This window comes from Amycolatopsis sp. AA4, from assembly GCF_002796545.1.
Classification (GTDB): domain Bacteria; phylum Actinomycetota; class Actinomycetes; order Mycobacteriales; family Pseudonocardiaceae; genus Amycolatopsis.
This window is the reverse complement of record NZ_CP024894.1, coordinates 6,448,476-6,475,074: the sequence shown is the minus strand read 5'-3', so window position 1 is coordinate 6,475,074 and position 26,599 is coordinate 6,448,476. Positions and strand designations below refer to the sequence as shown.

Here is a 26,599-nt window from a genome sequence, read left to right as displayed (position 1 = left end):
AGAGGACACCCGGCATGGACCCGGACATCAGGAGAAGGCAAGAGGAACGGGCTCGCGTCCGGCACCGGACGGCGTTGGTCACCGCGGTCGCGGCGGTGCTCGGAGTCGCGGCGGCCGGCGGCATCGGATACGGGCTGACGGCGGCCGCGTCCCCGTCCACCAGCGGCACCGGCGCGTCCACCGGCGGGACTGGTTCGTCCGCCGGATCCAGCTCCTCGGACCAGTTGCAGGCGCCCGCGCAGGATCCCGGCTCCGGGTCGAGGCACGCGCACACCGGATCGGGCGCGTCGTGACCGGGCCGTACTCGGCGGCGTTTCCCGCGCTCGGCACGACCGCACGGGTGCTCGTCACCGAGGAAGCCGCGCTCGACCGGGCGACCGAGCTGCTGCGGACGCGGCTCGCCGAACTCGATCGGGCCTGCAGCCGATTCCGGACAGACTCGGAGATTTCGGCACTCCACCGTGCCGCTGGCCGGGAGGTGGAGGTGAGCCCGCTGCTGGCCGACGCGCTGTCGGCGGCGTTGCGCGCGTCGTGGCTGAGCGGCGGGCTGGTCGACCCGACGGTCGGCGGTTCACTGGCCGCGCTCGGCTACGACCGGGACTTCGCCGAGATCGCCGACGGACCCGCCGCGGCGCCGGTCCCCGCGCCCGGCTCGCATTGGGTGTTGTTCGAACCGGCCCGCCGGATCGTCGTGCTGCCGCGCGGTGTGCTGCTGGACCTTGGCGCGACCGCGAAAGCCTTTGCCGCGGACCGGACCGCCGCCGAGATCGCCGGCCGTACCGGTTGCGGCGTGCTGGTGAACCTCGGCGGCGACCTCGCGGCGGCAGGCCCGGCGCCAGCAGGTGGCTGGCAAATAGCGATCGGCGACGACCACACGGACGCGGTCGCCCATCCGGACACGACCATCACGCTCACCAGCGGCGGCCTGGCCACTTCCGGCCTCGCGCGGCGGACGTGGCGACGCGGTGGCCGCGTGGTGCACCACATCGTCGACCCGCGCACGGGCGAATCGGCGGATCCGTGCTGGCGAACGGTTTCGGTCGCGGCGAAGTCCTGTGTGGACGCCAACACGGCCAGCACCGCCTCGGTCATCCTGGGCGTGGCGGCGCTGGACTGGCTGAGTTCACGCGGATTGCCCGCCCGGTTGGTGAGTTCGCGCGGTGCTGTCCGGACGACGGCGGGGTGGCCGGCGGATCGCCGGGAGCGTGCGTCGTGAGTTCCGCCCTCTGGTATTTCAGCCGTGCCACCGGAATCGTCTCGCTCGTGTTTTCGACAGCCGTCGTGGTGCTCGGTTTTCTCAACTCCGGCCGGTTCGCGACCCGGCGCTGGCCCCGCTTCGCCCTCGCGGACCTGCACCGGAACCTCGCCCTGGCCAGTCTCGTGTTTTTGGCCGCACACATCGTCTTCGCGGTCGTCGACGGTTATGTGGACCTGAGCTGGCCGGCGGTTGTCCTTCCGTTCGTGTCGGGCTACGAACCGTTCTGGATCGGCATCGGTGCGGTAGCGGTGGATTTGCTGCTCGCCATCGTCGTGACCAGTCTCCTGCGCACCCGCATCCCGCCGCGGTTGTGGCGCGCGGTGCATTGGCTGGCCTACGTTTGCTGGCCGGTCGCGCTCGCGCACAGCATCGGCCTCGTCGCGTCGGACAGCGCGCGCCCGCTGCTGATCGCGCTGGACATCGCGTGCCTGCTCGCCGTTCTGGCCGCCGCGAGCGTGCGGTTCGGCAGTACCAATCCCGACACCGAGGCGCGCCGCCTCACTCCGCTTCGGAGGTGACTCTTGCTTCCTTCGCACCGCAACAACCTGGCCGCCCACCTGTCTGTCCATGGTGGACTCCCAGCCTTGGATCGCGACGCACTGATTCACGAAATCGACGTCGCCGGTATCCGCGGCCGCGGTGGCGCGGGCTTCCCCGCGGCGGCGAAGCTGCGCTCTGTCGCACCGGGACGGTCCATTGTGGTCGCCAATGGCTGCGAGAGCGATCCCTTCAGCAGCAAGGATCGCGCCCTCCTGGAACTTGCGCCGCACCTGGTGCTGGACGGCATCCAGGTCGCCGCGCATGCCGTCGGCGCTACCGAGGCTTATCTCTGCCTGCGCGAGGGCAACCGAAGCGTGCTGGCTGCGTTGGCGGAACGCCGGGACGCAGTGCCAGTAAAGGTAGTCGCAGTCCCGCATCGATACGTCGCGAGCGAAGAAACCGCGTTAGTGCACTTCTTGGGATCCGGCGACGCCCGTCCGACCGGCAAATTCCCGCGCCCAACCGAACGCGGTCTGCGCGGACGCCCCACGCTGGTCCAGAATGTCGAAACCTTGGCCCGCTTCGCGCTCGTCGCCCGCACCGGCGCGGACCGTTTCGTGCCGACTGACTTGGTCACCGTCACCGGAGCCGTCGCGCGCCCCGGCGTAATGGAAGTCCCCGCGGACACTCCCGTTTCCGCGATTCTCGCCCGCGCGGGCGGATCGGTGACCGCACAAGCTGTTCTGATCGGCGGTTACGGCGGTACCTGGATGCCGCGTTCCCTGGCCGATCCTTTGCCGCTGGGCCGGGAACCGGGCTTGTCCTCGTTGCACTTGCTCCCGGACTCTCACTGCGGCGTCGAACTGACCCGGAATATTCTCCATACCCTGGCCGGAGAATCGGCCCGCCAATGTGGACCGTGCATGTTCGGACTCCCGGCCGTCGCCGCGGATTTCACCGACCTGCTGTCCGGCCGGGACGCGACCGGCCGTCTCGCCCGCCGCCTCCCGCTCCTCAGCGGACGAGGCGCGTGCGCCCACCCGGACGGAGCGGTCCGCCTCGCGGCAAGCGCTTTGCGAGTCTTCGCGGCCGACGTCCACGCCCACCTGACCGCCGGTTCGTGCCGAATCACGGCAGGTGCGGCATGAACCGCCTGACGGTCGACCCGATCGCCTGCCGAGCACACGGTTTGTGCGCGGACGTGCTGCCGGAACTGATCACTGTGGACGAATGGGGTTACCCGGTGGTACGCGGGGGAACGGTGCCCGAATCGCTGCTGGCGGAGGCCCGAAAAGCGGCGGCGGCTTGTCCGGCGCTGGCGTTGCGGCTCCGGAAAATGGAGTGATCGCAACGCCAGCGTCGCATTTAGCGGCTGTTCAACAACGCCACCAATCCTTGATGGCATGCAGTGCCATTATTGACACCGGCAAGAGGCTGAGCAGCGTGGGCGCCAGGCTGGTCAAGTAGAACTCCTCGGGCAATTTTGTGAATATAGTTCACAACATGGATCTCGTTGCGCCTGAGCCGCCTGGTCTCTGCGAACAATCCTCTGAGTGAATCTACTCAGAGTTGTCTGCAACTGCAGATGGACTCAGGCGGAGGATATTGCCCTACGGATGGGTGACACGGCGAAGCGGCCCCCGCTTTTCAGTCGCGGCGGGCTACGGATCGGCGAGGAGAAGGCATGGCCACGGTGCTTTCCCCGTCGCTCTCGCCGTCCCTGGCCTGCGGAATCGGGTGCGGGTCGCGGGCCGCCGCTAGGCGTTCCTCGACGCGGGCGGCCTTGGCGTCCTTGCCGCGGCCGCGGTAGAAGGCGGCGGCGCGGGTCCAGGCGTCGACGGCGTCCTCGCGATTCCCGCGTGCGTACAGGATCTCGGCGAACGCCTCCAGCGCCCGCGCCTGTCCGGTCGCGTTGTGCGCCCGCTCGGCCAGTTCGACCGCTTCCTGGGACAGCCGCAGCGCGGCCCGGTCGTCCCGCTCCGCCGCGGCGAGGCGGGCTTGCACGGTGCGCAGCCGCATCCCGGCGGTGAGGTCGCCGGTGATCTGGGCCTGCGCCAGCTGGCAATGCCGGTGGGCGACGGCGAATTCCTCCTGGCCGAGATGGAGTTCGGCCAGCGTGATGCAGGTGGCCGCTTGGCCGGACACGTCGCCGGTGAGCGCTCGCAGGTGCAGGGCGCGGTGGTAGTGCGGCAGCGCCCGTTCGTACTGGTCGAGTTCGGCGAGGGTCTCGCCGAGGTACTGCTCCGCCTTCGCCTCGCGGACCAGGTCGCGGTTGCGCTGCGCGTGCGTGATGCAGCGGCGGAACAGCGCGATCGCTTCCGCGGGCCGGCCGGTCAGCCGGTGGAGCCGGGCCAGGTTGATGGTGATGGTCAGCTTCGCGATGGGCGAGGCGTCGTCGGTGGCCAGTTCGAGCGCCCGGGCGAGTGCTTTCTCGGCCGCTTCGTGGTTGCTCAGCGTGAGATGTAGTTCCCCCAGATCGTTGAGGGTCGACCCTTCCGCGTGAGAGTCGTGGTTCGCTCGCGCGGCCCGGGCCGCGATGGCCAGCCCGGTGGTCATCTCGTCGTAGAAGCCGTAGACGACGAAGGTGTCGTGCATGAGATGCGGAAGGGTGCAGGCGTAGTCGAAGAGCTGGTGCTGCTCGGCGAGCGCGGCGAGTGCGGTGAGATTGGTGCGTTCGCGGAGGAACCAGCGGTGGGCCGCGGCAGGCGTCTCGAACCGCGTCGGGCGGATGTCCGGCTCGGGGGCGAGCCGCGGCGGCCGGTCCCGGTGCGGATGCGCCATCCGGTGCGCGTTGTCCGCAGTGGTGCAGTAGTGCGAGAGCAAGCGGCGCAACGGCCGCGGGTCGTAGTCCTGGGTGCTGAGCGTCTGCGCGTAACGGTGGAAGATCGAGACGATCCGGTACCGGTCCGTGTCGCCGGGCTGGTCGATCAAGTGCAACGCCACCAGGGTTTCGAGCGCTCGCCGGGTTTCCGCGGCGGGCCGTCCGGCCGCGGACAGCAGGGTGTCCACGTGGATTTCCGCGCCGGGATGGTGGCCGAAGAGCCGGAAAACGGCCTGGCTCGGCGGTTCCAGCAGGTGGTACGACGACGAAAACGCGGCACGCAGGCTTTGGTCGTCTCCGTCGTCGCCGATGCTCAGGAGCATTTCCGGGTCGCGCAGCTGCTCGAGCATGGTGCTGAGGCTCAGCCCCGGGCGGCGGGCCGCGCTCTCGGCGATCAGCGTGAGCGCGAGCGGCAGCCCGTCGCAGAGGTGTGCGATCCGGCGGGCCGCGCCGGGTTCCCGTTCGCCGCGGCCGTTCAGGCGCCGGACGAACAGTTCCAGGGAGTCGTGGTCGTCGAGGCGGTTGAGACTGAGGGCGGCGAGTTCGTGCCGCCGGGTCAGCGCGCCGAGCCTGCGGCGCGAGGTGACGATCACGGTGCATTCGGACAGCACGTTCAGCAACTGGTCGACGTGGTCGGAGTTCTCCGCGTCGTCGAGGAGCACCAGCACGGAGCGGTCGGCGAGTTGCCGGCGCAGGACGGCGGCGCGGGCGGTCGCGTCCACCACGTGGTCGACCGGGTAGCCGAGTTCCTGGAGGAGGCGGTCGACGATGTCGGAAGGTTCGAGCCGCGGGGCCGGGCCGAAGCCGTGCAGGTCCAGGTAGATCGTTCCGTCGGGGAACCAGTCCGCGGCGCGGTGCGCCCAGTGGACCGCGAGGCTGGTTTTCCCGATGCCGGGCGGGCCGCTGAGCACGACGGCGGGCCAGCGGGTCGGCGAGCCGGGGCGGAGCCATTCGTCCAGGGTTTCCAGTGCGTCGGCGCGGCTGATGAAGCCGCGGAGATCCCGGGGGAGCGGATGGGACGGGGGCGTGGCCCGGCGGACCGGGGCGGCGGCGGGCGGGGAGACCGGGTTTTCGTAGCGGTCCCGGATTTCGTCGTGGAAGGCGCGCAGCAAGGCGTTGGCGGTGTCGTCGGCGGCGTCGCGGAATCGCCGGTGCGCGTCGAGGTAGTGGGCCAGGGCCTGCCGGGACTGTCCGAGGGCGTAGTAGACCTGGATCTGGAGCTTGACGAACGCCAGGCGGCCGGCGTGGCCGGGATCCAGTTCCTGCAGCGCTCCCGCGGCCTCGTCGGGACGGCCGAGCGCCAGCAATTGGCTCGTCAGGAATTCTCGCGCGGGAAGCAACATGGACTTTATTTTGTCCTCGCGCCACTGGGCCGCGCGCTCGGTGCGGAGTTCTGCCAGCGGTTCATCGCGCCATAAGGAAAGTGCGGCGGCGGCTGATTCATACGCTGTTTCATGATCGCCGGAACGCTCCGCCGAGTGCGCATTTCGCATTATTTCCCGGAAGGCGGCGACATCCACGAGACTCTCGTCGAGTTCGGCCAGATAGCCGTCGCCGGACCGCGGGACCGCGACGGGCACCTGCGCTTCGGAGAGGGCCTCACGCAGCCGGTGCACCGCCTTGTACAGGGCCTCTTGCGGGTTTCCGGGCAGGTCGTCGTCCCACAGCCAGGAGATGAGGGAGTCCTGGGAAAAGCGCTGTCCCGGCCGGGTGAGCAGGATTCCGAGAATATTCCGGGTTTGCCGCTGACCCCACTGCTCGTTCATCTTCCCGTGCATCCGCACCGCAGTCTGCCCGAGAATTCCGTAGGCGAAGTCCATTCGACGTCCCTCCCTCGTCGATTTCCCAGTTTCGCATCGATCCGGTGAATCGGCGACCGCTTCGGGACAACGATCATCCGGGGAATTGTCTTGTCCGGTTTCGGTCCGCTTTGTGTCCAGCGGCGGGAAGTCCTCGGTCAGGACCGGATCGCAGGCTCGGCTCGTCGGTTTCCGGACGGAGGGGATGAAGATGGCGCACGACGTGTGGGTACGCGGTCCGATCGGTCTCGACGCCGCCTCGCGGGTTACGCGGCCGGGGTGCCGCGCCGTGCTGGCGGTCGTTCCGACCGTCACGGCGGGTACGCGGCTGTTCGAGCTGATCTCGCTGCTCGAACGGGACTTGCGGGTGCAGGTGATGTTCACCGTCCCGCACAGCACCGACAGGTGGGCCGGGGTCGAGGAGTACGTGCGGGCGCAGCACGGGCTCCTGCTGCCGTGGGAACAGGCGGTGGCGCACCGGTTCGATCTGGTTCTGGCGGCCACTCACCGGAACCTGGACCAGGTGCGCGGGCCGCTGATGCTGATCGGACACGGGGTGGGGCAGGTCCCCGGACGCCGGTTCAGCCGGAAAGCGGGCGGCGCGACGATCGAAACGACCGAGCTGGACCGGGAGCTGCTCACGTTTCGCGGGCGGGTGCTCCCGGCGGTGCTGGGCCTCGGTACCGAAGCGGAGGTGGAAGTACTGCGCGAGCGTTGTCCGGAGGCGGTGCCCGCGGCCGTCGTGGCCGGGGACCTCTGTCTTGACGGGATGCGGGCGGCGACCGGGCGGCGGGAGCGGTACCGGCGGGCGCTGGGCGTCGGCTCGCGGCGGCTGGTGGTGCTGAGTTCGACCTGGTTCACTGACTCGGCGTTCGGCCGCGTCCCGAGGATGTACGAAGCGATCGCGAACGCGCTGCCGGACGACCGTTACGCGGTGGCGGCGGTGTTGCATCCGAACGTCTGGGCGGTGCACGGGCGGCGTCAGGTCGCGGCCTGGCTCGCCGGGTGCCGGCGGCTGCGGGTGATCCCGCCCGAGCAGGGATGGCAGGCGACGATGATCGCGGCTGACTGGGTGATCGGCGACCACGGCTCGACCACGGGCTACGCGGCGGCCATCGGGAGGCCGGTGACGCTCGCGTCGCTGCCGGACGGGCGGCCGCAGGCCGGGAGCGTCGCGGACGTCGTGCGGGCGCACGCGAAGCCGCTGGATCTGGACGCGCCGCTCGAAGCCCAGGAAGAAGCCTCGATCGCCGTGGCTCCGAGGCTTGCCGCGGAGGTGCTGCCGGTCGCGAGCACGAGGCTCGACTGTTCGGCGGGGATCCTGCGGTCGGCGATGTACCGGCTGCTGGAGTTGTCCGAACCGGACACGGTGGCGTATCCGCCGCTGCCGGCGATGCCCAGGCCGCTGCCCGGGTGGGACGCGTGACCACCGGGGTCGCGCGCGTGCGGCTCGCGTTGCCGGGGCGGCGGGCGCTGCCGGTGCTGGTCGCCGATGTCGATCGCGCCGGGCCGCGGTGCTCGGCCGAAGCGGACGTCGTGGTCCGGTGCGGTACGCGGGCCGCGACCCGAGGCGAGGCTGACGAGCTGCGGGCGGAGTGGCCGGGAGCGATCGCCGCGGCGGTGTGCTGGCCGGGCGGCGCGGTGTGGTCAGTGCGGCGGCTCGGCGGAATCCCCGCTGAGGCGGCGGGCCTCGTCGAGATGGCGCTGGGCGGCTGTCTCGTCGCCGTGGCCGCGTTCGAGATCGGCGAGCGCGGTGAGGATCTCGGCCTGGAAATGCGGTGACTGGAGGCGTTTGACGCCTTCGAGTGCTTCCAGGAGTTCGGTGCGCGCCCGGCGGTAGTCGCCCCGCCGGGCGTGGATCGCGGCGAGCGGGATGACCGCGCGCGCGTGCTGGACGGCGTCGCCCGCTTCGTCCAGGATGGCGGTGGCTTCGGCCAGTTCGCGCAGTGCTTCGTCGTCGCGGCCCAGCTTGATCAGGACTTCGCCGCGCCGATAGCGGGCTTGGCCGACGCCGCGGGGAATGCCGGCCTCGGCGTGTTTCCGGGCGCTGCGCTCGTACAGCTCGAGCGCGGCTTCCCAGTCTTGCTGTCTTCGCGCGTTCCTGGCGAGCCGGGCCAGCGCGGAGGCTTGCGTCGGGCCGTGCTGCTCTCGTTCGCCGATTTCGAGAGTCACGGCATTGTGCGCGGCGGCTTCGTCGTAGCGGCCGAGCTGGTCGCAGACAAAGCCGGCCTGGCTGTGCATCCGGGCTTCCACCAGCGGCAGCCGGCATCGGCGGGCGGCGGCGATCCCCGCCGTGCAGAGTTCGAGGAACGGTTCGTAATCCCGGTGGTGCAGGAAAAATCCCCACGACGCTTCGGCGAGCTGCCACAGTTCCTCGTCCCAGCCGTGGGCCGAGGCGGCCTTCGCGACGGCGTTGATCACCGTCCGGTCCCGTCGCCACCAGCGCACCGCGTGGTCGCGGTCGGCGAAAGATCCGGTCGGCGCAACGGTTTCGGCCGCGAAATTCGGCCGGAACGGGTGGATGAGGGCGCTCGCGGTGACGGTTTGGTCGCGGTACCAGCGGATGTACCGGTGAACGAGATAACGCCGGTCGGCCTCGGCGTCCTGGCGTTCCGCGCGCACGCGGGCGTCGTGGCGGACGACGTCGTGCTGCGCCACGGTATCGTCCTCCAGCTCGTGGAGGAGGTTGGCTTCGATCAGCTCGTCGACGGCGTCGTCCAGGTGCGCGGGCGAACTCTGGAGCGTGTCGGCGAGCGCGTCGACCGCGTGATGCGGGCCGGGCAGGATGCCGCACGTGCGGTAGAGCCGGGCGGCCGAATCGTCGAGCGCGGCGTACGAGGCGTCGAAAACCGTTGCCAAGTCGGCGAAACCGCCGAAACGCCGGACCCGTCCGCGGCGGGCTTCCTGGTGCGGGTTGCGTCTTGGCCGCACGCGCAGCCGCGCTCCGGTGAGAGTAAGTGCCAGCGGCAGCCCAGCGCACGCGGTCAGCAGATTTTCCGCGTCCTCCTGGCTGAACTGGCGCTGCCCGGAGCGGCGGACGAGCACCTCGCGGGCCGGCCGGTCCGGAAGCGGGCTGAGCGGAAGGATTTCCGCGCCGTCCAGCGCGAGGCTGGTCAGCTGCGACCGGCTGGTGACGAGCACGAACGCGTGCGCGCTGGACGGCAGCACGGCACGCGCGTCGGCGCTGTGCACGACGTCGTCGAGCAGCACGGCGAATCGCCGATCCGCTGTCACCGCACGGAATTCGGCGGCCCGCTGGGCGAGCGAGGCCGGGATGTCGTCGGCAGGAAGGCCCAGCGCGGCGAGGAAACCGTGCAGCACCCCGCTCGCGGATTCCGCGGTTTCGGTGCCCTCGGCGGAAAACCGCGCGCAGAGGATGCCGTCCGGGAACTCGGCGCGGCGCTGGTGCAGCCAATGCAGGGCGAGCGCGGTTTTGCCGATCCCGCCGACGCCGGTGAGCACCACGACGGACGGCGCGGGGTCGGAGCGGAGCCGGATTTCGTCCAGCAGGCCGAGTTCCGGGGCGCGGCCGAGCAGCACGGCCGGCGCGGGCGGGAGCTGGACCGGCGCCCGCACTGGTCTGCCGGATGCTACGGTTGCCCCTGGCCGCGCCTCGCTCATTCCACTCCCCCCATTATTCCTCCTTACCTGCTGCGGGCGGCAAAAGAAACGAAAAGCGGCGGGAATCACCCGCCCTCGAGACGTTGCTCAGTGTCGAGGGGGCTCGCCGGGCTTGCGCCGATCGAGAGCGTTTTGGCCGCCGTGCGGGCGGATGGCCACTTTTTCCCGCAACAGCAAGCGACGGATAGTGCCATAGGACGCTTGATGCGCGTCCGCGATGCTCTGAATAGTCGAGCCCGACTCGTACTCGCGGACTATTCGCGGCACGTCGAGTTCGCGGCGCACGCCTTGGCGGATTTCCGGCAGCACCGCGCCTTCCTGGCGCAGCAGGCGTCCGGTCCAGCTCAGGGACAGCCCGTTTTCCCGGGCGATCTGGGTGATCGACGCGCCCGCTCGCCAGGATTCGAGCATGCGGCGATTCCGCTCGATCCGGTTCGTGCGCGCCTCGTCCGGCGTGTCCATGCAAGCGCTCCCGCTGCTGGGCCTGCTTGTGCCTGACCCTCCATTATCTGACTCGCGGAGCGGGAATGTGAACCTACGAACGTGGCGCATGCGCGGAGGTTCTGTGTTCGCAATTTGTGACACAAGCGCACACAGAGTGAATTGAATAATCAGCGAAATGAGCGGATGACTCCGGAAAGCGTATCGATATCACTCGATTCGGCGAAAATCCGCTGCCTCCGCGTGGTCAGTGCGGAACCCACAGCGTCACCCGTGTTCCGTGCCCGGGCGTAGATTCCACCTGTCCGGTGCCCCCGACCTCCGCCAGCCGGGCCTCGATCGACTGCCGGATGCCGAACCCCGGGCCCCGTTCGCGGACGTCGAAGCCCCGCCCCTGGTCGCGTGCGACTACGGCCGTTCCGCCGTCGCGTTCCTCCACTCGGAGCACTACCCGGCTCGTCCCGGCATGTTTCACCGTGTTGCGCAGGGCTTCCCGGACCGCTTCGCACAGCGCGGTGCGCCGGTCGGCGGACAGGCGGTCGTCGTCGGCGAAGTCGGCGGCCACGAGCTGGGTGCGCAGGCCTTCGCGGGCCATTTCGGCGGCGACGTCGGCCAGTTCCACCACGAAGCTGCGTCCGGTGCGCGGTTCGACCGGCTCGGTGATGCTCCGGCGGAGTTCGGCCGCCTCGGCGTGGGCGACCGAACGGAGCTGGGCGAGTCGTTCGGCGGCGTGGTCGGCGTCGTCGGACGGGGCGATCGCGAGCGCTTCCAGCGTCTGCAGCACGCTGTCGTGCAGGAGCCGCTGGGTGCGCCTGCGTTCGGCCTCCTGACCGCGGCGCAGGCCGATGTCGAGGGCGAACCGGGTGCCGACGCCCAGCAGCACCAGGATCCCGCACGCCACCACGATCGACACCGCGAGCGCGACCAGGCAGCCGATCGACCGGCTGAGCGCGAGCGGGTTGTCCAGCCGCAGGCCGCCGGCCGCGGTCAGCAGGACCCGGAGCGGGACCGCCGCGGCGAGCAGCAGCAACGCCGCGGGCAGCCCGGACGTCCCGGCCCACATCGCGACCGAGCCGACGAGCCACGTCCAGGTGACGTCGATCGCGAACGGCTGCACCGCGTCCGGGGCGAGCACCGCGATTAGCAGGTTCAGCACGAGGCCCGCGCCGAGGTCCGCGGTGAGCACCCGCCGCGTGCGCCGCGCGGGGAGGCCGCCGGAGCGCAGCAGCCACCACAGGAACCCGGCGTTCGCGGCGACGCCCAGCGCGGCCGCGGGCAGCACCGGGAACAACCCGGTGCTGCCGTTGGCCGCGGCGAACCCGATGAACACCTTCACGAACGCGGCGATCCGGTAGGCGACCGGGACGACGACCCAGTACCGCGCGGCGCGCGCCAGCGTCGCGTCGCCGACCTCGGCCAGATCCTCGCCGGCGTCCGGCCGCTCCGGCGGGCTGCCGCGATGCAGCAGCGTCCGCACGAATTCCCGGCGCGGTACGGCAAAACCCGGTACGGGCATCGTCCCTCCCCGTGTCTCCGGCGAGGATATTCGATTGGTGCAGTCCAGTGTGGAAACGCCGGGTCACGCTCTGGACAGGGCCAGCCGCCACAGGATCGTGCGTTCGCGGGAACGCTGGGCGTGCAGGGGATCGGCACGGTCCGTGGCGCGCCGGTGCCTCGGCGTGGTTTCCCGGCGTCCCGCGACCGTGAGACCGGCGGCGGCGATCCGGTCGAGCAGTTCGGCGCGGGTCCGCAGCCCGAGGTGTTCGGCGAGGTCCGACAGGATCAGCCAGCCTTCGCCGTGCGGCGTCAGATGGCCGGGCAGGCCGTCGAGAAAGCGGTTCAGCATGGCGGACGAGGGGTCGTAGATCCCGAGTTCCAGCGCCGAAGACGGGTTTCCGGGCAGCCACGGCGGATTGCAGACGACCAGGTCGGCGCGTCGGTCCGACGGCCACAGGTCGGTTTCGCGAACCTGGACCCGGTCGGACAGGCCGAGCCGGCGCAGGTTGTCCCGCGCGCACCGCACCGCCAGCGGGTTGAGGTCGGTCGCGACCACTTCGGCGGCGCCGCGCCGAGCCAGAATGGCGGCGAGTACGCCGGTTCCGGTGCCGAGATCGAAGACCACCGGAGATCCGTTGCCCGGCAACGGTTCCTGCGCGACAAGATCGAGGTATTCGCTCCGGGTCGGCGCGAACACGCTGTACGCCGGATACAGTCGCGCGCCCAAAGCCTTGATGGGAATGCCGTTTTGGTGCCATTGATAAGCGCTCAGGGCGCCGAGCAGCTCACGCAACGAGATCAGCGTGCCGGGTAAACCGCCGAACGCGTGCTCGCAGGCGGCGCGGATGTCAGGGGCTCGGCGAAGCTGAAGCGAATGGTCCGCTTCCACGGAGACCAGGATTTTTCCGAGCAGCGCCGCACGTTCCGAGCGCGCGGCACGCACCTCGGCGAAAGTTCCCGAGCGTTGCGGGAGGCGGCGGTCCATGGCGCGCACGAGCTGTCGTGCGTTGGGAAAATCGCCGCGCCACAGCATTCCGGTGCCAGCACGCGCGAATCGCAGTGCGGCGGCAGCGGTCAGCCGGTCATCGACGACGACAATGCGGCCCGGCGGCGGAGTTCCGTTTTCGGAATGCCACCGGGCGGTGCGGACAGTTCCGTTTTCGGTCCACTGGACGGTGGACATGAATGCTCCCGGGAAGGGTCGAAGGGCCAGTCAGCCGTCGACGCTTCGCGGAGAGCAGGCGAGGATTCCCGCCGGTCAAGACAGCGGCGAACCCGCGTGCTCCCGCGAAACGCGGGAGCGACGGTCGCCGAGAACCATGCCCATCAGCACGGCACTTCACATCCTTCGAAGAAAACTCAGTGGTGCGTAACGGAATGGTGGGTCGTGCCCGTGCTGTGGCCCTTCATCGCGACGAAATAGACGATCGCCGCGATCACGATCAGCGCGAGCACCACGGCGATAGCGATCTTGACCTTGCTCCACGGACGCTGGCCGTGGATCTCGCCGGTGCGGCCGTTGACGAGGATCTGCCAGTTCTTCCCGGCGTACACGTAGGTCGCGACCCAGACCGGCAGCAGCATCAGCTTGAAGGTCACGTTGTTGTGCTGCGTGTCCACCGAGTTGAGCTGCTGCGTGTCGCCGCCGATGTCGTACTTGCAGTCGTCGGCGATGATCGGGGCCATCCGGTTCTTGGCCTCTTCGAAGCCGTTCTCCGGTTCGATGTCGTACCGCAGCGCGAAATGCCCGGAAAGGAACTGCGGCTGGTACGGCGCCGCGTCGAGCAGCGGCCACGGCGCGAGCTTGTCCAGTTCCGGCAGCGGCAGCTGGGTGCTCGCCGGGACCAGGACGTCGTCGAAGTTCCGCGCGACCTGCCCGCGCGCCGGGTACCAGCGGGTATGCCGTACCTGGCGGGTCTTGCGCTCGCCGTTGTCGTAGTAGGTCTCGGTGACGTAGTAGTACTCGCCGCGCGCGCCGGTGTACACCGACACGGTCTGCGAGTCGTACGTCCAGTGCGGGATGTACGTGCTCTTCGTGGACTCCGCGGTGGTGACCTTCTTCAGCGCGGTCGGCGCGAACCAACGCGAAGACGTCCACTTCTTCAGATGCGTGCTCACCGCGGGTCGGTCGAACGCGAACGGCAGCACGCCCTCGGGCACCAGCTGCCCGGACGCCTCCGGGTCGATCACCAGCGGCGCGCCGCAGAACTGGCACATGCTGGCGGTCTCGTTGGTTTCCGTCCGCGCCGCGCAGCGCTGGCACACGAAGACGTACTTGCCGATCGAGCCCACCGGCTTGCGCGCGAGGTTCGCCAGCTCGGCGAACGGGATCTCGCGGATCTGCCGCTCCCCGGCGGCGATTTCCTGCCGGAACCCGCAGTACGGGCACTGCAGGGCCGTCGTGCCCGGCGCGAACTCCAGCCGCGCGCCGCAGCCGCCGCACGGATAGGTCGTGTTGGCCACGCCTTCCTGCGGGAAGCGCGGGTCAGTCATGGGTCCCCCAGAAGGTCGGCGCGGCTCAGGACGGCGGCAGCGGCGGCGGGGTCGAGCCGAACAGCGCCGACACCTCCGGCACCTGCGCGGCCGGCGTCCACTGCGCCATGCCCGCCTTCCACACCAGGGTGTCCTTCGCGAGCGTGCCCGAGGAGATCTGCTGGCCGAGGCCCGCGCGGTCGAACGGGCCGAGCTGCTGGCCGTTCGCGCCGACGAACCACTGCTCGCCCTGCGGCAGCGGCGGCGGCATCTGCGGCGGGGCCTGCTGCTGGTACTGCTGCTGCGGGGCCTGCTGGTACTGCGGCTGCTGGTACTGCGGCTGGGCGGGCTGCTGCTGCGGTCCGGCCGCGCGCTGGCCGAGCGCCATGCCGAGGCCGATGCCCAGGCCCTCGCCCGCGCCGCCCTGGTTGTTCGCCGCCGCCTCGATCGCGTTCGCGGACTGGAACTTCGTGTACTGGTCGAGGTCGCCGACCACGCCCATCTGGGTCCGCTTGTCCATCGCGGCCTCGACCTCGGGCGGCACCGAGATGTTCTCGATCAGGAACTTCGAGATCTCGATGCCGACCTCGCGCAGTTCGAGGTTGAGCGCGTTCGCGATCTTGCCCGCGATCTGGTCCTGCTGGGTGACCAGGTCGAGCATCGGCACCTGGGCGGCCGCGATCGCGGGCCCGAGCTTGCTGATGACCATGCTGCGCAGGTAGTCCGACACCTCTTCGGTGCGGAACTGCGGGTCGGTGCCGGCCAGTTCCTTCAGCAGCGCGACCGGCTCGACCACGCGGACCGCGTAGCCGCCGAACGCGCGCAGCCGGACCATGCCGAACTCGGCGTCGCGCAGGATGACCGGGTTCTGCGTGCCCCATTTGAGGTCGGTGAACTGCCGGGTGTTGACGAAGTACACCTCGGCCTTGAACGGCGAGTTGAAGCCGTACTTCCAGCCCTTGAGGGTGGACATGATCGGCATGTTCTGCGTCTGCAGCGTGTACATGCCGGGCGGGTAGGCGTCGGCGACCTGGCCCTCGTTGACGAACACCGCGGCCTGCGATTCGCGGACGGTGAGCTTGGCGCCCATCTTGATCTCGTTGTCGTAGCGCGGGAAGCGCCACACGATGGTGTCCCGGCTGTCGTCGGTCCACTCGATGATGTCGATGAACTCGCCGCGGATCTTGTCGAAGATGCCCACGTCTGACCCCTCGTCGCGTTGCCTCGTGCCCGCGGGCCACAGTACAGTGCGCGGCCCCCGCCGGATCACTCCGGCGCGGCCGCCGCCCGCCAAAAGTCCTGCAGGTACGGGATGCCGCCGGGTCCGTCGACCCCGCGCTGGGTGAGAAGAATCGCCACCGAACCGGTCGAAGGGGTCAAGTAGGCGCTGGTCCCGGTGCCCCCGACCCAGCCGTAGCGGCCCGCGACCTGCCACGGCTGCTTCGGCGCGACGTCGACCGCCCCGCCGAACCCCCAGCCCTGTCCTTCGAGGAAGAGCGGGTTGGCCGCGATCTGCTCCGCGGTCAGGTGGTTGGTCGTCATCTGCCGGACGGACTCCTTCGACAGCAGCCCGTCCCCGTCGGAAAGGAGCATTCGGGCAAAGCGGAGCCAATCGTCGGCAGTTCCGGCCAGGCCGCCGGATCCCGCGGGGAAGGGCGGCACCTCGCGCCACTGGCCGTCGGGCGCGTCGGCCAGTTCGAGTCCGTTGTCGCCGGAGCGGTAGTAGCTGGCGAACCGGTGCCGTTTCGCGGCCGGGACCTCGAACGCGGTGTCGGCCATGCCGAGCGGCTCGAACACCCGCTCGGCGAGGAAGTCCGGCAGCGACCGGCCGGACGCGCGCGCGATCAGGATGCCCTGCAGGTCGGAGCAGGTGTCGTACAGCCAGGCCTCGCCGGGCTGGTGCAGCAGCGGGATGCGGGCCAGCCGGGCGAGCCACTCGTCGGGCTCCGGCCGCAGCCGGACCTCGCGGCCGTCGGTCTGCACCGTGAACAGCTCCTGGACCTGGGGAAGGGAGAAGTCGGACGGAAAGCCGTATCCGGCGCGGGAGGTCAGCAGGTCGCGGACGGTGATCGGCTTTTCGGCGGGCACGACGTCGTCGACCGGGCTGTGCGGGGTGCGCACGACCGTCGGATTCGCCAGTTCGGGCAGCCATTCGGCGATCGGGGTGTCCAGGCCGAACCGGCCGTCCTCGACCAGCAGCAGCACGGCGGCCGCGATGATCGGTTTGGTGATGGAGGCGATGCGGAAGATGGAGTCGCGGGTCATCGGCGCGGTGCCCTCGACGTCGAGGTGGCCCACCGCGGTGACCTGGACGTCGTCGCCGCGCGCGACGAGGGCTACCGCGCCCGGGACGAATCCGGAGTCGACGTGGCGGGACAGGACTTCGTGCATCATCGGTCGTTCCCTAAGTTTGTGGGTGTCTGGGGTTGGTGCCCTGGATGCCCGGGGCGGTGGGGTGTAGCTGATCGGTTGTTGCCTGTTGTCGAGGCTCGAAAGGACTGGCTGCCCCGCCGTGCTGGACGCTCCGTTCGCTGATTGAGAGCTGTTGCGGGTCGTCGCTGTTTAGGGATCTGTCGGCGGGGTTGTCCACGGGCGTGACCTGCAATGACAGGAGTGGATGGGTGGCGATTCGCCTTGAGGTCTGGGTCGGGATCGATGTCGGCAAATCGATGCATCACGCGTGTGCGATCGACACCGACGGGAAGGTGCTGTTCAGTCAGAAACTCGGGAATGATCAGCGCGCGATCGAGCAGTTGATCGCTCGTGCCAGTGCGGCCGCTCAGCGGGCGCAGTGGGCGATCGATGTGACGAGTCCGATGGCGTTGCTGCTGATCACGGCGCTGCTGGCTGCCGACCAGTCGGTGACCTATGTGCCGGGCCGGGTCGTGAACACGATGACCCACGGATTCCGAGGCGAAGGAAAAACCGACGCCAAAGACGCTCGGGTGATCGCCGAAACCGCCCGGCTGCGAAGGGATCTGACCGAGGTCACGATGCCCGATGAGCTGGCGGTCTCGCTGACCCAGCTGACCAGCTACCGCGCCGACCTGATGTCGGACTGGGTGGCCGGGATCAACCGGCTGCGGGCGCTGCTGGGCTCGATCTTCCCCGCTCTGGAGGCCGCGTTCGACTACTCCAACCGAACCCCGCTGATCCTGGTCGCCGGGATGTGCACCCCCGCCGAGATCCGCACCGCCGGAATCGGCGGTGTCACAACCCATCTCACCGACAACAAGGCATGGGGTCCGGCGATCGGCAAGACCGCCGCGACCGCGGTCGCCGCCGCCGACGCCCAGGACCTGGTGCTGCCCGGCGAAGCCGATGCCGCGATGCTCGTCAAACGCATCGCCCGCAAGCTGCTCGACCTCGACCGCGAGATCAAAGACACCGACAAGCTGATCACCGCCCGATTCCGGCGACATCCGTGGGCGAGGATCATCGAGTCCCTGCCCGGCATGGGCCCTGGACTGGGCGCCGAATTTCTCGCCAGCACCGGCGGTGACCTGGCGACCTTCGCGACCGCCGGCCGCTTGGCGTCCTATGCCGGATTGGTGCCGGTGCCACGCGACTCCGGTCGTGTCAGCGGAAACCTGCGCCGTCCCAAACGCTACAACCGACGCCTGCGCAGGGTCTTCTACATGGCCGCCCTGTCCAGCCTGCGCACGCAAGGCCCGTCCAGGCGGTTCTACGACAAGAAGCGCGCCGAACGACTCATCCATACCCAAGCCCTCCTAGCGCTGGCCCGGCGACTCGTCGACGTGCTCTGGGCACTGCTGCGCGACGGCCGCGAATTCACCCTCGACACACCGAATCCGGTCACTGTTGCGGCTTGACACGGTCATTGAGAGTCCCTTCGCGGGCGGATGTTCCGCGGGGTGGTCGTCGCCCGGGCCTTCCGCCGGACATCCGCCCGGCGCGGATCACTCTAACGGAGCAGCCCGGTGGTCGGGTCCGATGCGGAGTACCTGGCCGGTCCAGTTTTCGCGCAGCCGCCGGTCGTGCGTGGCGGCGACGATCGCGCCCGGGCTGGTGCCGAGTGCGTCCTCCAGTTCGTCGCACAGGGTGGGGGAGAGGTGGTTGGTCGGTTCGTCCAGCAGCAGCAGATGCGGCGGGTCGGCGATGAGAAGCGCGAGGGCGAGGCGGCGGCGTTGTCCGACGGACAGTTCGCCGACCGGCCGGGAAGCTTCGCGATTGGTCAACAGCCCCAACGAGTTCAGCGGTACGGCTGCGACGCGTTCCGGGCCTAGCGACGCGAGATATGTGGCGCGGGCGGTGCGTTGGGGGCGGGCGAAAGTGGTGTCCTGGCTGAGGATTCCGGTGGTGATGTCGGGTTGCCGGGTCGCGCCTTCTGCGGGGAGTTCTCCGGCCAGGAGGAGAAGCAGCGTTGACTTTCCCGCGCCGTTCGGGCCGGTGACCAGCAGCCGGGTGGCGGGCCGGATCTCCAGGCGGGCTACGGAAAGCCGGTTCGGCAGACTCACCTTGTCCAGTGTGACAAGGGTTTCCTGCGGGTTCTCGACGGCCAGCGTGCGCGGGCGGAACCGCAGCGGCGGCGGTGGCGCGGGGAGCTGGGCGCGTTCCCGTTCGTCCAGCCGTCGTGTCGTGGCCCGGACCCGGCGGGAGATCTGGTTCTGCACCCGGCCGGACCGGCGGCCGAGGCCCATTTTCTCGTTGTCCGGCGCGAGGCGGCCCGGCGCGACCCGATGCGCGGCGCCGCTCAGCGCGTCGCGCAGTTCCTCCAGTTCTTCCTGCTCTTCGGCGTACTGCCGTTCCCAGCGCTCGCGTTCGGCGCGTTTCCAGCCGAGGTACTCGGTGTAGGTGCCACCGTGGCGTACTGGTCCGTCCGGGGCCGGGTCGAGGTCGAGAATGTCGGTGCACACCGCGTCGAGGAAGGCTCGGTCGTGACTGGCGAACACGACGGCGCCGGGCAGTTCGCGCAGCTGGGCTTCGAGGAACGCGGCGGCTTCGGCGTCGAGGTGGTTGGTCGGTTCGTCGAGCAGCACCGCGGACGGACGGCGGACCAGCAGATCCGCCAGCGCGAGCCGTCCGCGCTGGCCGCCGGAAAGCGAGCCGAGCGTGCGCTCGCGGGCGATCTCGGCGAGCCCGAGGCCGGCGAGCACGATCTCCGCCCGGCGGTCCGCGTCCCATGCCTCGTGTTGCTGGGCCAAGTCGAGCAACTCGGCGTACTCGGTCAGGAGGGCAGCATCTTCCGGCGCTTCGGTGAGCAGCGCCGCGACGCGGTCGAGTTCGGCCAGCGTCTCGCGGGCCGCGGTGAGGGCTTGAGCGATTACGTCGGCGACCGTTTCCGCCGGGTCGAAGGGCATTTCCTGGTGCAGGAAGCCAAGATCCGGCGGCCGCTCGACCTCGCCGCGGTCCGGCGCGTCCACGCCCGCGAGCACTCGCAACAGCGTCGATTTCCCGGTGCCATTCTCGCCGATCACCCCGATCCGGCGGCCGGGGGCGGCGGTGACCGACACTCCGTCGAGCACGCGCCGTCCCCCGAGCACCCGCACGATCTCGTGCGCGCGCAGGGCGGTCATTCCGCGATCCCGGCCGTTTCCCGGAGCTGCCCGTTTTCCAGCCGCAGCCAGCGGTCGACGCCGATCTCGGCCAGGAACCGCTCGTCGTGGCTGACCACCACGAACGCGCCCTGGTACGCGTTCAGCGCGCTTTCCAGCTGTCCGGCGCTGACGAGGTCGAGGTTGTTCGTCGGCTCGTCGAGCAGCAGCAGTTGCGGGGCGGGCTCGGCGAACAGAACGCACGCGAGCGTCGCGCGCAGCCGTTCGCCGCCGGACAGCACGCCGACCGGCAGATGCGCCCGTGCACCGCGGAACAGGAAGCGCGCCAACAGGTTCATCCGGTCTGCCGGAAGCATTTCCGGTGCGGCGTCCGCGAAATTCTCCGCGACCGTGCGTTCGGAATCCAGCAAATCGAGCCGCTGCGACAGATACGCGACGCGCCCGTCCGCGCGGCTGATCTCTCCCGCGTCCGGGGCGAGGGTGCCGTGCATCAGCCGCAGCAACGTCGACTTGCCCACTCCGTTCGGCCCGGTCAGCGCAATCCTTTCCGGGCCCCGGATCGACAAATCCGCGCCGTCGCCCGCGAACAGCTCGCGCACGCGAAGATGCTTGCCGTCGAACAACGTCCGCCCCGCCGGTACCGCGGTTTTCGGCAGCTCCAGGCTGATCTTCTGATCCTCCCGCAACGACCGTTCCGCCTGGTCAAGCTTGGCCTTCGCCGCGCTGACCCGCGCCGCGTGCGTGCCGTCCGCCTTCGCCGCGGACTCCTGCGCGTTGCGCTTCATGGTGCCTGCGAAGATCTTCGGCAGCCCGGCGTTGGACAGGTTGCGCTTCGCGTTGCTCGCTCGCTTGTCCGCGCGTTCCCGGGCCTGCTGCATTTCGCGCTTCTCGCGTTTGACCTCTTGTTCGGCGTTGCGGATATTCTTTTCCGCGACCTCGCGTTCGGCCTGCACCGCCTGTTCGTATTCGGTGAAATTGCCGCCGTAGAACCGGATTTCGTCCGCGCCGAGTTCGGCGATCCGGTCCATCCGGTCGAGCAGCGCCCGGTCGTGGCTCACCACCAGCAGGCAGCCGGACCAGTCCGAGAGCACGTCGTAAAGCTGCTGCCGGGCGGTGTGGTCGAGGTTGTTGGTGGGTTCGTCGAGCAGCAGGATGTCCGGGCTGCGCAACAACTGCGCGGCGAGGCCGAGGGAGACGACCTGGCCGCCGCTGAGCGTGCCGAGCAGCCGGTCGAGCGCGAGATCGCCCAGCCCGAGCCGGTCCAGCTGGGCCCGGGTGCGGTCCTCGATGTCCCAGTCCGCGCCGATGACGGTGAAGTGCTCCTCGGCCGCGTCGCCTCCCTCGACGGCCGTGATGGCCTTGAGGATCGCGTCGATGCCCAGCACCTCGGCGACCGTGCGATCCGCGGTGAGCGGCAGGTCCTGCGGGAGATACCCGAGCACCCCGTCGACGGCGACGCTGCCCGCGGCCGGTTTCAGCTGCCCGGCGATGAGCTTGAGCAGAGTGGACTTGCCGGCCCCGTTGGGTGCGACGAGCCCGGTGCGGCCCGCTGGGAAAGTCGCGGAGAGCTGGTCGAAGACGAGGGTGTCGTCGGGCCAGGAGAAGGAGATTCCGGACAGGACGATACGAAGATCGGACATGGTGCGGCCTCGCGGGTGGATCGGCAGGGCTCGGCCCTGCTGGGGTTGGCGTGGACGACGTGGGTGGGGGCCATCCGCGACCTGCCCGGCTTGGTGCCTGGGCTTCCCCCGACCGGCGCGCTCGTGCGCAGCCGTTTCGGGTTGCCTCGCCGCCCGTGGGTCTCGCGACCGGCACGGGGGAACCTCCGCCGCGCGGTCTTGGCCGCGCAGGGGTCAGCGAGGGGCCGGTGCCGTCATGGCCCGTGCCCCGGGCTCACCCGGAGATGTCGTCTTCACCCACCACGATAGGAATCCTCTTGGATCGAGTCTGCTGTCCGTTGATCAGGATACCAGGAAGCGGACGGCGCGCATCCGAGTTCCACAGTGGACGGACAACGGTTCAGAACGTCTGGCCCAGCCGCTCCAGCAACGGCGCCGCCTCCGCCAGCACCGCCAGCTCCTCCGGCGAGAACCCCGAGCTGAGCGAAGCCGCGAACTGGCGCATCCGGGCGTCGCGGCGAGCCCGCAGCACCTCGCTGCCCTCGGGAGTCAGCGAGACGATCATCTGCCGTCCGTCGGCGGGGTCGGCGTCGCGGGCGACGAAGCCGCGCGCGGACAGGCCGCTGATGGTCGTGCTCATGGCCTGCGGGGTGATCTGCTCGGCGCGGGCCAGCGCGGCGGTCGTGGCCGGGCCGTCGCGGTCGAGGCGGGACAGGGCGGAGCGTTCCGGCAGCGACAGTTCTGCCGCGACCTGGCTTTGGCGCAGCCTGCGGGCGATCAGGCTGACCGCGCCGTACAGCGTCGCGGCCAGTTCGTCGGGGGCGGACATGGGAAGAGGCTAGAGCAGGTACTCCCGCACGGCGGAGAAGTCGCCCGCGTCGGAGATCAGGCCGACGTAGCCGTCGGGGCGGAGCAGGACGAGGGTCCGGTCGGCCGGGGAGTACGCGCGGGCGAGGTGGCCGGAGGAATCGGCGATCTCGTCGTCGGCGGCGGGCTGGGCGACGACGTGGAAGGTGCGGACAGGGCCGACGTTCAGCAGGGTGAAGCGTCCGGCTCGGGTTCGCTGACCCGCGGTGTCAGTCACGCCGAGACGCTTCCGGCCCGCGGATGCCAGGCCGCGGCACTGCACCCCAAGGTGCGTCCCCGCTCACCTCCGCAACCGTCGCAAGCTTCGTTTCCCCATCACCGCCAGAACCGGCTTCGCCGCCATCCACTCGCCGAACCGGTACTCCCGCGCGGGCACCAGCCGTTCCGCCAGGTCTGGCCGGAGCCGTCGCAGGTAGTGGCGTGCCTTTTCCGCGTGCAGGGAATCCGAGACGATCTTGATCCGGTCCGCGTCCTCGATCAGCGGCACCGCGTGGAGGACGTTCTCCCACGTCGACCGGCTCTCCGTTTCGAGCACCAGCGGGCCGCGGTAGCCGTGCGCCCGTGCGTACCGCGCCATCAGCGACGCCTCCGGCTCCGGGCCGCCCACCGCTCCGCCGCACAGGACCAGGCGCGATCGGTCCGGCGCCTGCGAACGTACTGCCGCTCGCACTCGCCAACGATTCACGAAATTGGCCCGCGACCCGCCATTGCGGTAGCCGAGCACGACCACCGCCTCGCCGGTGCCCGACGTTCCGGGGCGGCCGCCCATCTCACGGCGCGAGGATCGCCAGTGTTCCCATTCGGCCCAGCCGAACAACGCGACGAAAAGCAGCAGAAAACGGCGCGGCACCCACCCGATCCTACCATTGTCCACAATGGACGAATCAGGCGAAGAAAGACGCACGTCTGGAACTTGTCGATCCGCGAAGGTACTGTCACACGAACCGCTACGTCGCCGTCCGGTAGTCGGGAGGAGCAGTGTCGCTCGGAGGGATACCGTCGCAGGGCTCCGCCGTCCTGCGGCCGCCGATCGCCGATTCGTGGCGCCGGTCCCGGCTGTTCGGCGTCGCGCCGGAGCTGGACCGGGCCGCTATTTCGATCGGCGACGTCGATCCGCGCAGCAGGCTGATGACCGCCGCCCGCCCGGTGCTGGACCAGCTCGTCGAGCAGCTGACCGGCACCCGGTTCTCCATCCTGCTCGCCGACCGCGACTGCCGCCTCGTCTTCCGCTGGTTCGGCGACCGCCGCCTGCAGCACCAGCTGGAGGAACTCGGCGTGCTGCACGGTTCGCAGCTCAGCGAAGGCCGCGTCGGCACGAACGCGCTCGGCACGCCGCACGAATCGCGCCAGGCGGTGGAAATCCACGGACAGGAGCACTACGCCGACGCGTTGAAGCGGTTCAGCTGCTACGGCCATCCGATCCGGCATCCGCTCACCGGGCGCATCGAGGGCGTCCTCGACATCACCGGCGAAAGCGACAGCAGCAACCCGCTGTTCGGGCCGCTGGTGAAACGCGTCGTCGGCGACATCGAACAACTCGTGCTGGAGAGCGCCCGCGCCTGCGAACGGCGGCTGTTCCTGGCGTTCCAGCAGGCCACGCACCACCGCAGCGTGCCGGTCGCGGTGCTCGGCGGCGATCTGGTGTTCGCCAACGAAACCTGCATCGAACACCTTCGCCCGGCCGATCCGACCCTGTTGCGCACGTTGCTGCCGCAGGTGCCGGAACGCGGAGTATTCGACACCCGCCTCGAAGTGGGTGACGGAATCAGTCTTTCGGTCGTAGCCGAACGCGTGGAGGGATCGACGGACGGCGCCGTCTTCCGCATCGCGCGGAGCACCAGCAGCCGAAAACCGACGCCCGCGGCCGTAAAACCCGCCCGCTCAGTCCTCGTCACCGGCGAACCGGGCACCGGCCGGACCACCGAAGCCCGTACGCGAGCCGGCGTCGACGATCCGGTCGTCCTGCACGCCGCCGCCGCGCTGCGCGAGGAACCGCGAGCCTGGGCAACAAGATTCACTGAACTCGTCACCCAGCCGCGCACCGCCGTCGTCCTGGACGACGTGCACCTGCTCCCGGAAAGCCTGCTCCCGTTGGTCGGCGAGGCGCTCGACAACCGAGAATCGGCGCGGTTGCTGCTCACTTCCGTCCCGTCGGACGCGATGTCGCCGGCCGTCGCGGCGATCGTGGCGAGATGCGCCGAAACCGTCGCCCTCGCCCCGTTGCGCGAGCGTCTCGACGACCTGCCCGCCATCGCTGCGGCCATGCTCCGCGACGAATACCCGGACCGGAAACCGCACTTCACCGGCACCGCGCTGGCGGCGCTGCGGACGCATCCGTGGCCGGGCAACCTGCACGAACTGCGCGCGGTGCTGCGCGAGGTGTCCCGCCTTCCCTACACCGGGGTGATCGACCTCGCCCAGCTGCCGCCCGCCTACCGCGGCAGTTCCCGCACGAGGCAGCTCGGCGGGCGCGAACTCGCCGAACGGAACGCGATCGTCACGGCGTTGCGCGCCAGCGAAGGCAACAAGCTGCGCGCGGCCCGCGAACTCGGCATCAGCCGCACCACGCTCTACCGCCGCATGCAGGCGCTCGGCGTGACCGACGACTGTCCACTTCTGTAACACTTCGCCCCCGGTCCGCCGGGTGACGATGACCTCCGTCACAACGAAGTGAGGAGGCGCCAGGTGACCGCAACGGTGGAATTCCCCCTGCACACCCAGGTCCGGGAGTTCGTGTCCGGCCCGCTGGAGCTCTTGATCGGCGGGCGCTGGGTCCCGGCCGCGTCGGGCCGGACGTTCCCGACCTACGACCCGGCCACCGGGGAGAAGATCGCCGAGGTCGCGCACGGCGAGGCCGAGGACGTCAACCGCGCCGTCGCCGCCGCGCGCAAGGCTTTCGACGAGGGCCCGTGGGCGGCGATGAAGCCGAACGAGCGCGAACGGCTGATCTGGCGCATCGGCGATCTGCTGTCCGAACGGGCGGAGATCTTCGGCCAGCTCGAAGCGCTCGACAACGGCAAGTCCGCGGCGATCGCGACGGCGGTGGACACCGGCTGGGCCGCCGACGTCTTCCGCTACTACGCGGGCTGGGCGACCAAGATCGAAGGCAGCACGGTGAACGTGTCGATGCCGTTCGCGCCGGACGCCCAGTTCCACGCCTACACGCTGCGCGAGCCGGTCGGCGTGTGCGGGCAGATCATCCCGTGGAACTTCCCGCTGCTGATGGCCGCGTGGAAGATCGCGCCGGCGCTCGCCGCGGGCAACACCGTGGTGCTCAAGCCCGCCGAGCAGACGCCGCTGACCGCGCTGCTGCTGGGCAAGCTGTTCGAGGAAGCCGGATTCCCGCCCGGCGTGGTCAACATCGTCACCGGGTTCGGCGACGCCGGCGCCGCGCTGGCCGCGCACGACGGCGTCGACAAGGTCGCTTTCACCGGTTCGACCGAGGTGGGCAAGAAGATCGTCCAGGCGGCGAGCGGGAACCTCAAGAAGGTTTCCCTCGAACTGGGCGGGAAGAGCCCGAACGTCGTGTTCGCCGACGCCGATCTCGACCTCGCGGTGCCGGGTTCGGTCAACGCGTGGATGTTCAACCACGGCCAGTGCTGCGTCGCCGGAACGCGGCTGTACGTGGAGGACACCATCTTCGAGGAGTTCACCCAGGCGGTCGCGCAGGCGGCGAGCCAGGTGAAGATCGGGCCGGGCCTCGACCCGGAAACCCAGCTGGGCCCGATGGTTTCGCAGGAGCAGTTCGACCGCGTCTCGCGCTACCTCGGCGAAGGCCTCGCCGACGGGGCCCGCGCGCTCACCGGCGGAAAACGCTGGGGCGACACCGGATACTTCATCGAGCCGACCGTTTTCGTCGACGTGAAACCGGAATTCAGCATTGTCCGCGAAGAAATCTTCGGCCCGGTCGTGGCGGCCATGCCGTTCAACGCCGAACAGGGCGTGGCCGCCGCGGCCAACAACAGTGAATACGGCCTGGCCGCCGGGGTCTGGACACGCGACGTCGCGAAGGCGCACCGTACTGCCAAGGAACTGAAGGCCGGCTCGGTGTGGGTCAACCAGTACAACGGCTTCGACACGGCGATGCCGTTCGGCGGCTACAAGCAGTCCGGCTGGGGCCGGGAACTGGGCGCGGCCGCGCTCGACCTCTACACGCAGACCAAGTCCGTGAACATCGCGCTGTGATCCGCCCGCTCGAACAAAGGAGT

Annotated in this window: 22 protein-coding genes; 9 read left to right on the top strand and 13 right to left on the bottom strand. The window is 69.8% G+C overall.

Annotated elements, in window-relative coordinates; all coding sequences use genetic code 11:
• Positions 1-14 precede the first annotated feature (14 nt).
• The 5 genes from CU254_RS29885 (at position 15) to CU254_RS29865 (ending at position 3,083) form a co-directional block, all read left to right on the top strand.
• A complete protein-coding gene (locus CU254_RS29885; RefSeq protein WP_037715238.1) occupies positions 15-293 on the top strand; it encodes a hypothetical protein in 279 nt (92 codons plus the stop codon).
• Positions 290-1,216 carry an FAD:protein FMN transferase gene (locus tag CU254_RS29880; RefSeq protein ID WP_009082103.1) on the top strand — a complete coding sequence of 309 codons (927 nt, stop codon included), beginning with the start codon at positions 290-292 and terminating at the stop codon, positions 1,214-1,216. The genes CU254_RS29885 and CU254_RS29880 overlap by 4 nt, the downstream gene beginning before the upstream one ends.
• Complete coding sequence (locus CU254_RS29875; RefSeq protein ID WP_009082101.1) at positions 1,213-1,776, top strand: ferric reductase-like transmembrane domain-containing protein; 564 nt, start codon at positions 1,213-1,215, stop codon at positions 1,774-1,776. The genes CU254_RS29880 and CU254_RS29875 overlap by 4 nt, the downstream gene beginning before the upstream one ends.
• A gap of 66 nt (positions 1,777-1,842) precedes the next feature.
• Positions 1,843-2,886, top strand: a complete 1,044-nt coding sequence (locus CU254_RS29870) for an NADH-ubiquinone oxidoreductase-F iron-sulfur binding region domain-containing protein (protein ID WP_199786020.1) — start codon at positions 1,843-1,845, stop codon at positions 2,884-2,886.
• Positions 2,883-3,083, top strand: a complete 201-nt coding sequence (locus CU254_RS29865; protein WP_037715235.1) for a ferredoxin — start codon at positions 2,883-2,885, stop codon at positions 3,081-3,083. Before CU254_RS29870 ends, CU254_RS29865 begins: the two co-directional genes overlap by 4 nt.
• Positions 3,084-3,385: 302 nt before the next feature.
• Here the strand turns inward: CU254_RS29865 and CU254_RS29860 are convergent, their stop codons facing one another.
• Positions 3,386-6,379 (bottom strand): BTAD domain-containing putative transcriptional regulator, encoded by a 2,994-nt coding sequence (locus CU254_RS29860; RefSeq protein WP_009082099.1) that lies wholly within the window; start codon positions 6,377-6,379, stop codon positions 3,386-3,388.
• 190 nt (positions 6,380-6,569) lie between these two features.
• Between CU254_RS29860 and CU254_RS29855 the strand changes: the two genes are divergently transcribed.
• Positions 6,570-7,784, top strand: coding sequence for a hypothetical protein (locus CU254_RS29855; RefSeq protein WP_009082090.1), 1,215 nt, complete (start codon positions 6,570-6,572; stop codon positions 7,782-7,784).
• Positions 7,785-8,005: 221 nt separating this feature from the next.
• Here the strand turns inward: CU254_RS29855 and CU254_RS29850 are convergent, their stop codons facing one another.
• The 7 genes from CU254_RS29850 to CU254_RS29820 all read right to left on the bottom strand — a co-directional run bounded on the left by CU254_RS29850 (position 8,006) and on the right by CU254_RS29820 (position 16,783).
• The gene (locus CU254_RS29850) at positions 8,006-9,934 is read right to left on the bottom strand and encodes a tetratricopeptide repeat protein (protein WP_037715232.1); all 1,929 of its coding nucleotides are present in this window, start codon (positions 9,932-9,934) and stop codon (positions 8,006-8,008) included.
• A 132-nt stretch (positions 9,935-10,066) separates the two neighbouring features.
• Complete coding sequence (locus tag CU254_RS29845; protein ID WP_009082088.1) at positions 10,067-10,441, bottom strand: hypothetical protein; 375 nt, start codon at positions 10,439-10,441, stop codon at positions 10,067-10,069.
• A 226-nt stretch (positions 10,442-10,667) separates the two neighbouring features.
• Positions 10,668-11,936 (bottom strand): sensor histidine kinase, encoded by a 1,269-nt coding sequence (locus tag CU254_RS29840; protein WP_009082086.1) that lies wholly within the window; start codon positions 11,934-11,936, stop codon positions 10,668-10,670.
• A 63-nt stretch (positions 11,937-11,999) separates the two neighbouring features.
• Complete coding sequence (locus CU254_RS29835) at positions 12,000-13,100, bottom strand: class I SAM-dependent methyltransferase (RefSeq protein ID WP_037715229.1); 1,101 nt, start codon at positions 13,098-13,100, stop codon at positions 12,000-12,002.
• A 176-nt stretch (positions 13,101-13,276) separates the two neighbouring features.
• Positions 13,277-14,410: a hypothetical protein gene (locus CU254_RS29830; RefSeq protein WP_009082082.1), complete on the bottom strand. Its 1,134-nt coding sequence runs from the start codon at positions 14,408-14,410 to the stop codon at positions 13,277-13,279.
• Between the two features lie 25 nt (positions 14,411-14,435).
• Positions 14,436-15,590, bottom strand: a complete 1,155-nt coding sequence (locus tag CU254_RS29825) for an SPFH domain-containing protein (RefSeq protein WP_009082080.1) — start codon at positions 15,588-15,590, stop codon at positions 14,436-14,438.
• Between the two features lie 65 nt (positions 15,591-15,655).
• Positions 15,656-16,783, bottom strand: a complete 1,128-nt coding sequence (locus CU254_RS29820; RefSeq protein WP_009082079.1) for a serine hydrolase — start codon at positions 16,781-16,783, stop codon at positions 15,656-15,658.
• 227 nt (positions 16,784-17,010) lie between these two features.
• Here CU254_RS29820 and CU254_RS29815 point away from each other — a divergent pair, with 227 nt between their 5' ends.
• Complete coding sequence (locus tag CU254_RS29815) at positions 17,011-18,222, top strand: IS110 family transposase (RefSeq protein ID WP_009082077.1); 1,212 nt, start codon at positions 17,011-17,013, stop codon at positions 18,220-18,222.
• A gap of 87 nt (positions 18,223-18,309) precedes the next feature.
• Here the strand turns inward: CU254_RS29815 and CU254_RS29810 are convergent, their stop codons facing one another.
• The 5 genes from CU254_RS29810 to CU254_RS29790 all read right to left on the bottom strand — a co-directional run bounded on the left by CU254_RS29810 (position 18,310) and on the right by CU254_RS29790 (position 23,241).
• Positions 18,310-19,926 (bottom strand): ABC-F family ATP-binding cassette domain-containing protein, encoded by a 1,617-nt coding sequence (locus CU254_RS29810; protein WP_009082075.1) that lies wholly within the window; start codon positions 19,924-19,926, stop codon positions 18,310-18,312.
• Positions 19,923-21,545: a ribosomal protection-like ABC-F family protein gene (gene abc-f, locus CU254_RS29805; protein WP_009082074.1), complete on the bottom strand. Its 1,623-nt coding sequence runs from the start codon at positions 21,543-21,545 to the stop codon at positions 19,923-19,925. The genes CU254_RS29810 and abc-f overlap by 4 nt, the downstream gene beginning before the upstream one ends.
• A gap of 379 nt (positions 21,546-21,924) precedes the next feature.
• Positions 21,925-22,353 (bottom strand): MarR family winged helix-turn-helix transcriptional regulator, encoded by a 429-nt coding sequence (locus CU254_RS29800; protein WP_009082072.1) that lies wholly within the window; start codon positions 22,351-22,353, stop codon positions 21,925-21,927.
• Between the two features lie 9 nt (positions 22,354-22,362).
• Entirely contained in the window at positions 22,363-22,608 is a 246-nt protein-coding gene (locus tag CU254_RS29795; RefSeq protein ID WP_037715227.1) for a hypothetical protein, read from the bottom strand.
• Positions 22,609-22,671: 63 nt separating this feature from the next.
• Positions 22,672-23,241, bottom strand: coding sequence for a YdcF family protein (locus CU254_RS29790; RefSeq protein ID WP_037715225.1), 570 nt, complete (start codon positions 23,239-23,241; stop codon positions 22,672-22,674).
• 128 nt (positions 23,242-23,369) lie between these two features.
• Here CU254_RS29790 and CU254_RS29785 point away from each other — a divergent pair, with 128 nt between their 5' ends.
• On the top strand, positions 23,370-25,013 hold the full coding sequence (locus tag CU254_RS29785; RefSeq protein ID WP_009082066.1) for a sigma-54-dependent Fis family transcriptional regulator: 1,644 nt from the start codon (positions 23,370-23,372) through the stop codon (positions 25,011-25,013).
• Positions 25,014-25,076: 63 nt separating this feature from the next.
• Positions 25,077-26,576, top strand: coding sequence for an aldehyde dehydrogenase family protein (locus CU254_RS29780; protein ID WP_100266925.1), 1,500 nt, complete (start codon positions 25,077-25,079; stop codon positions 26,574-26,576).
• The last annotated feature ends 23 nt before the right edge of the window (positions 26,577-26,599 follow it).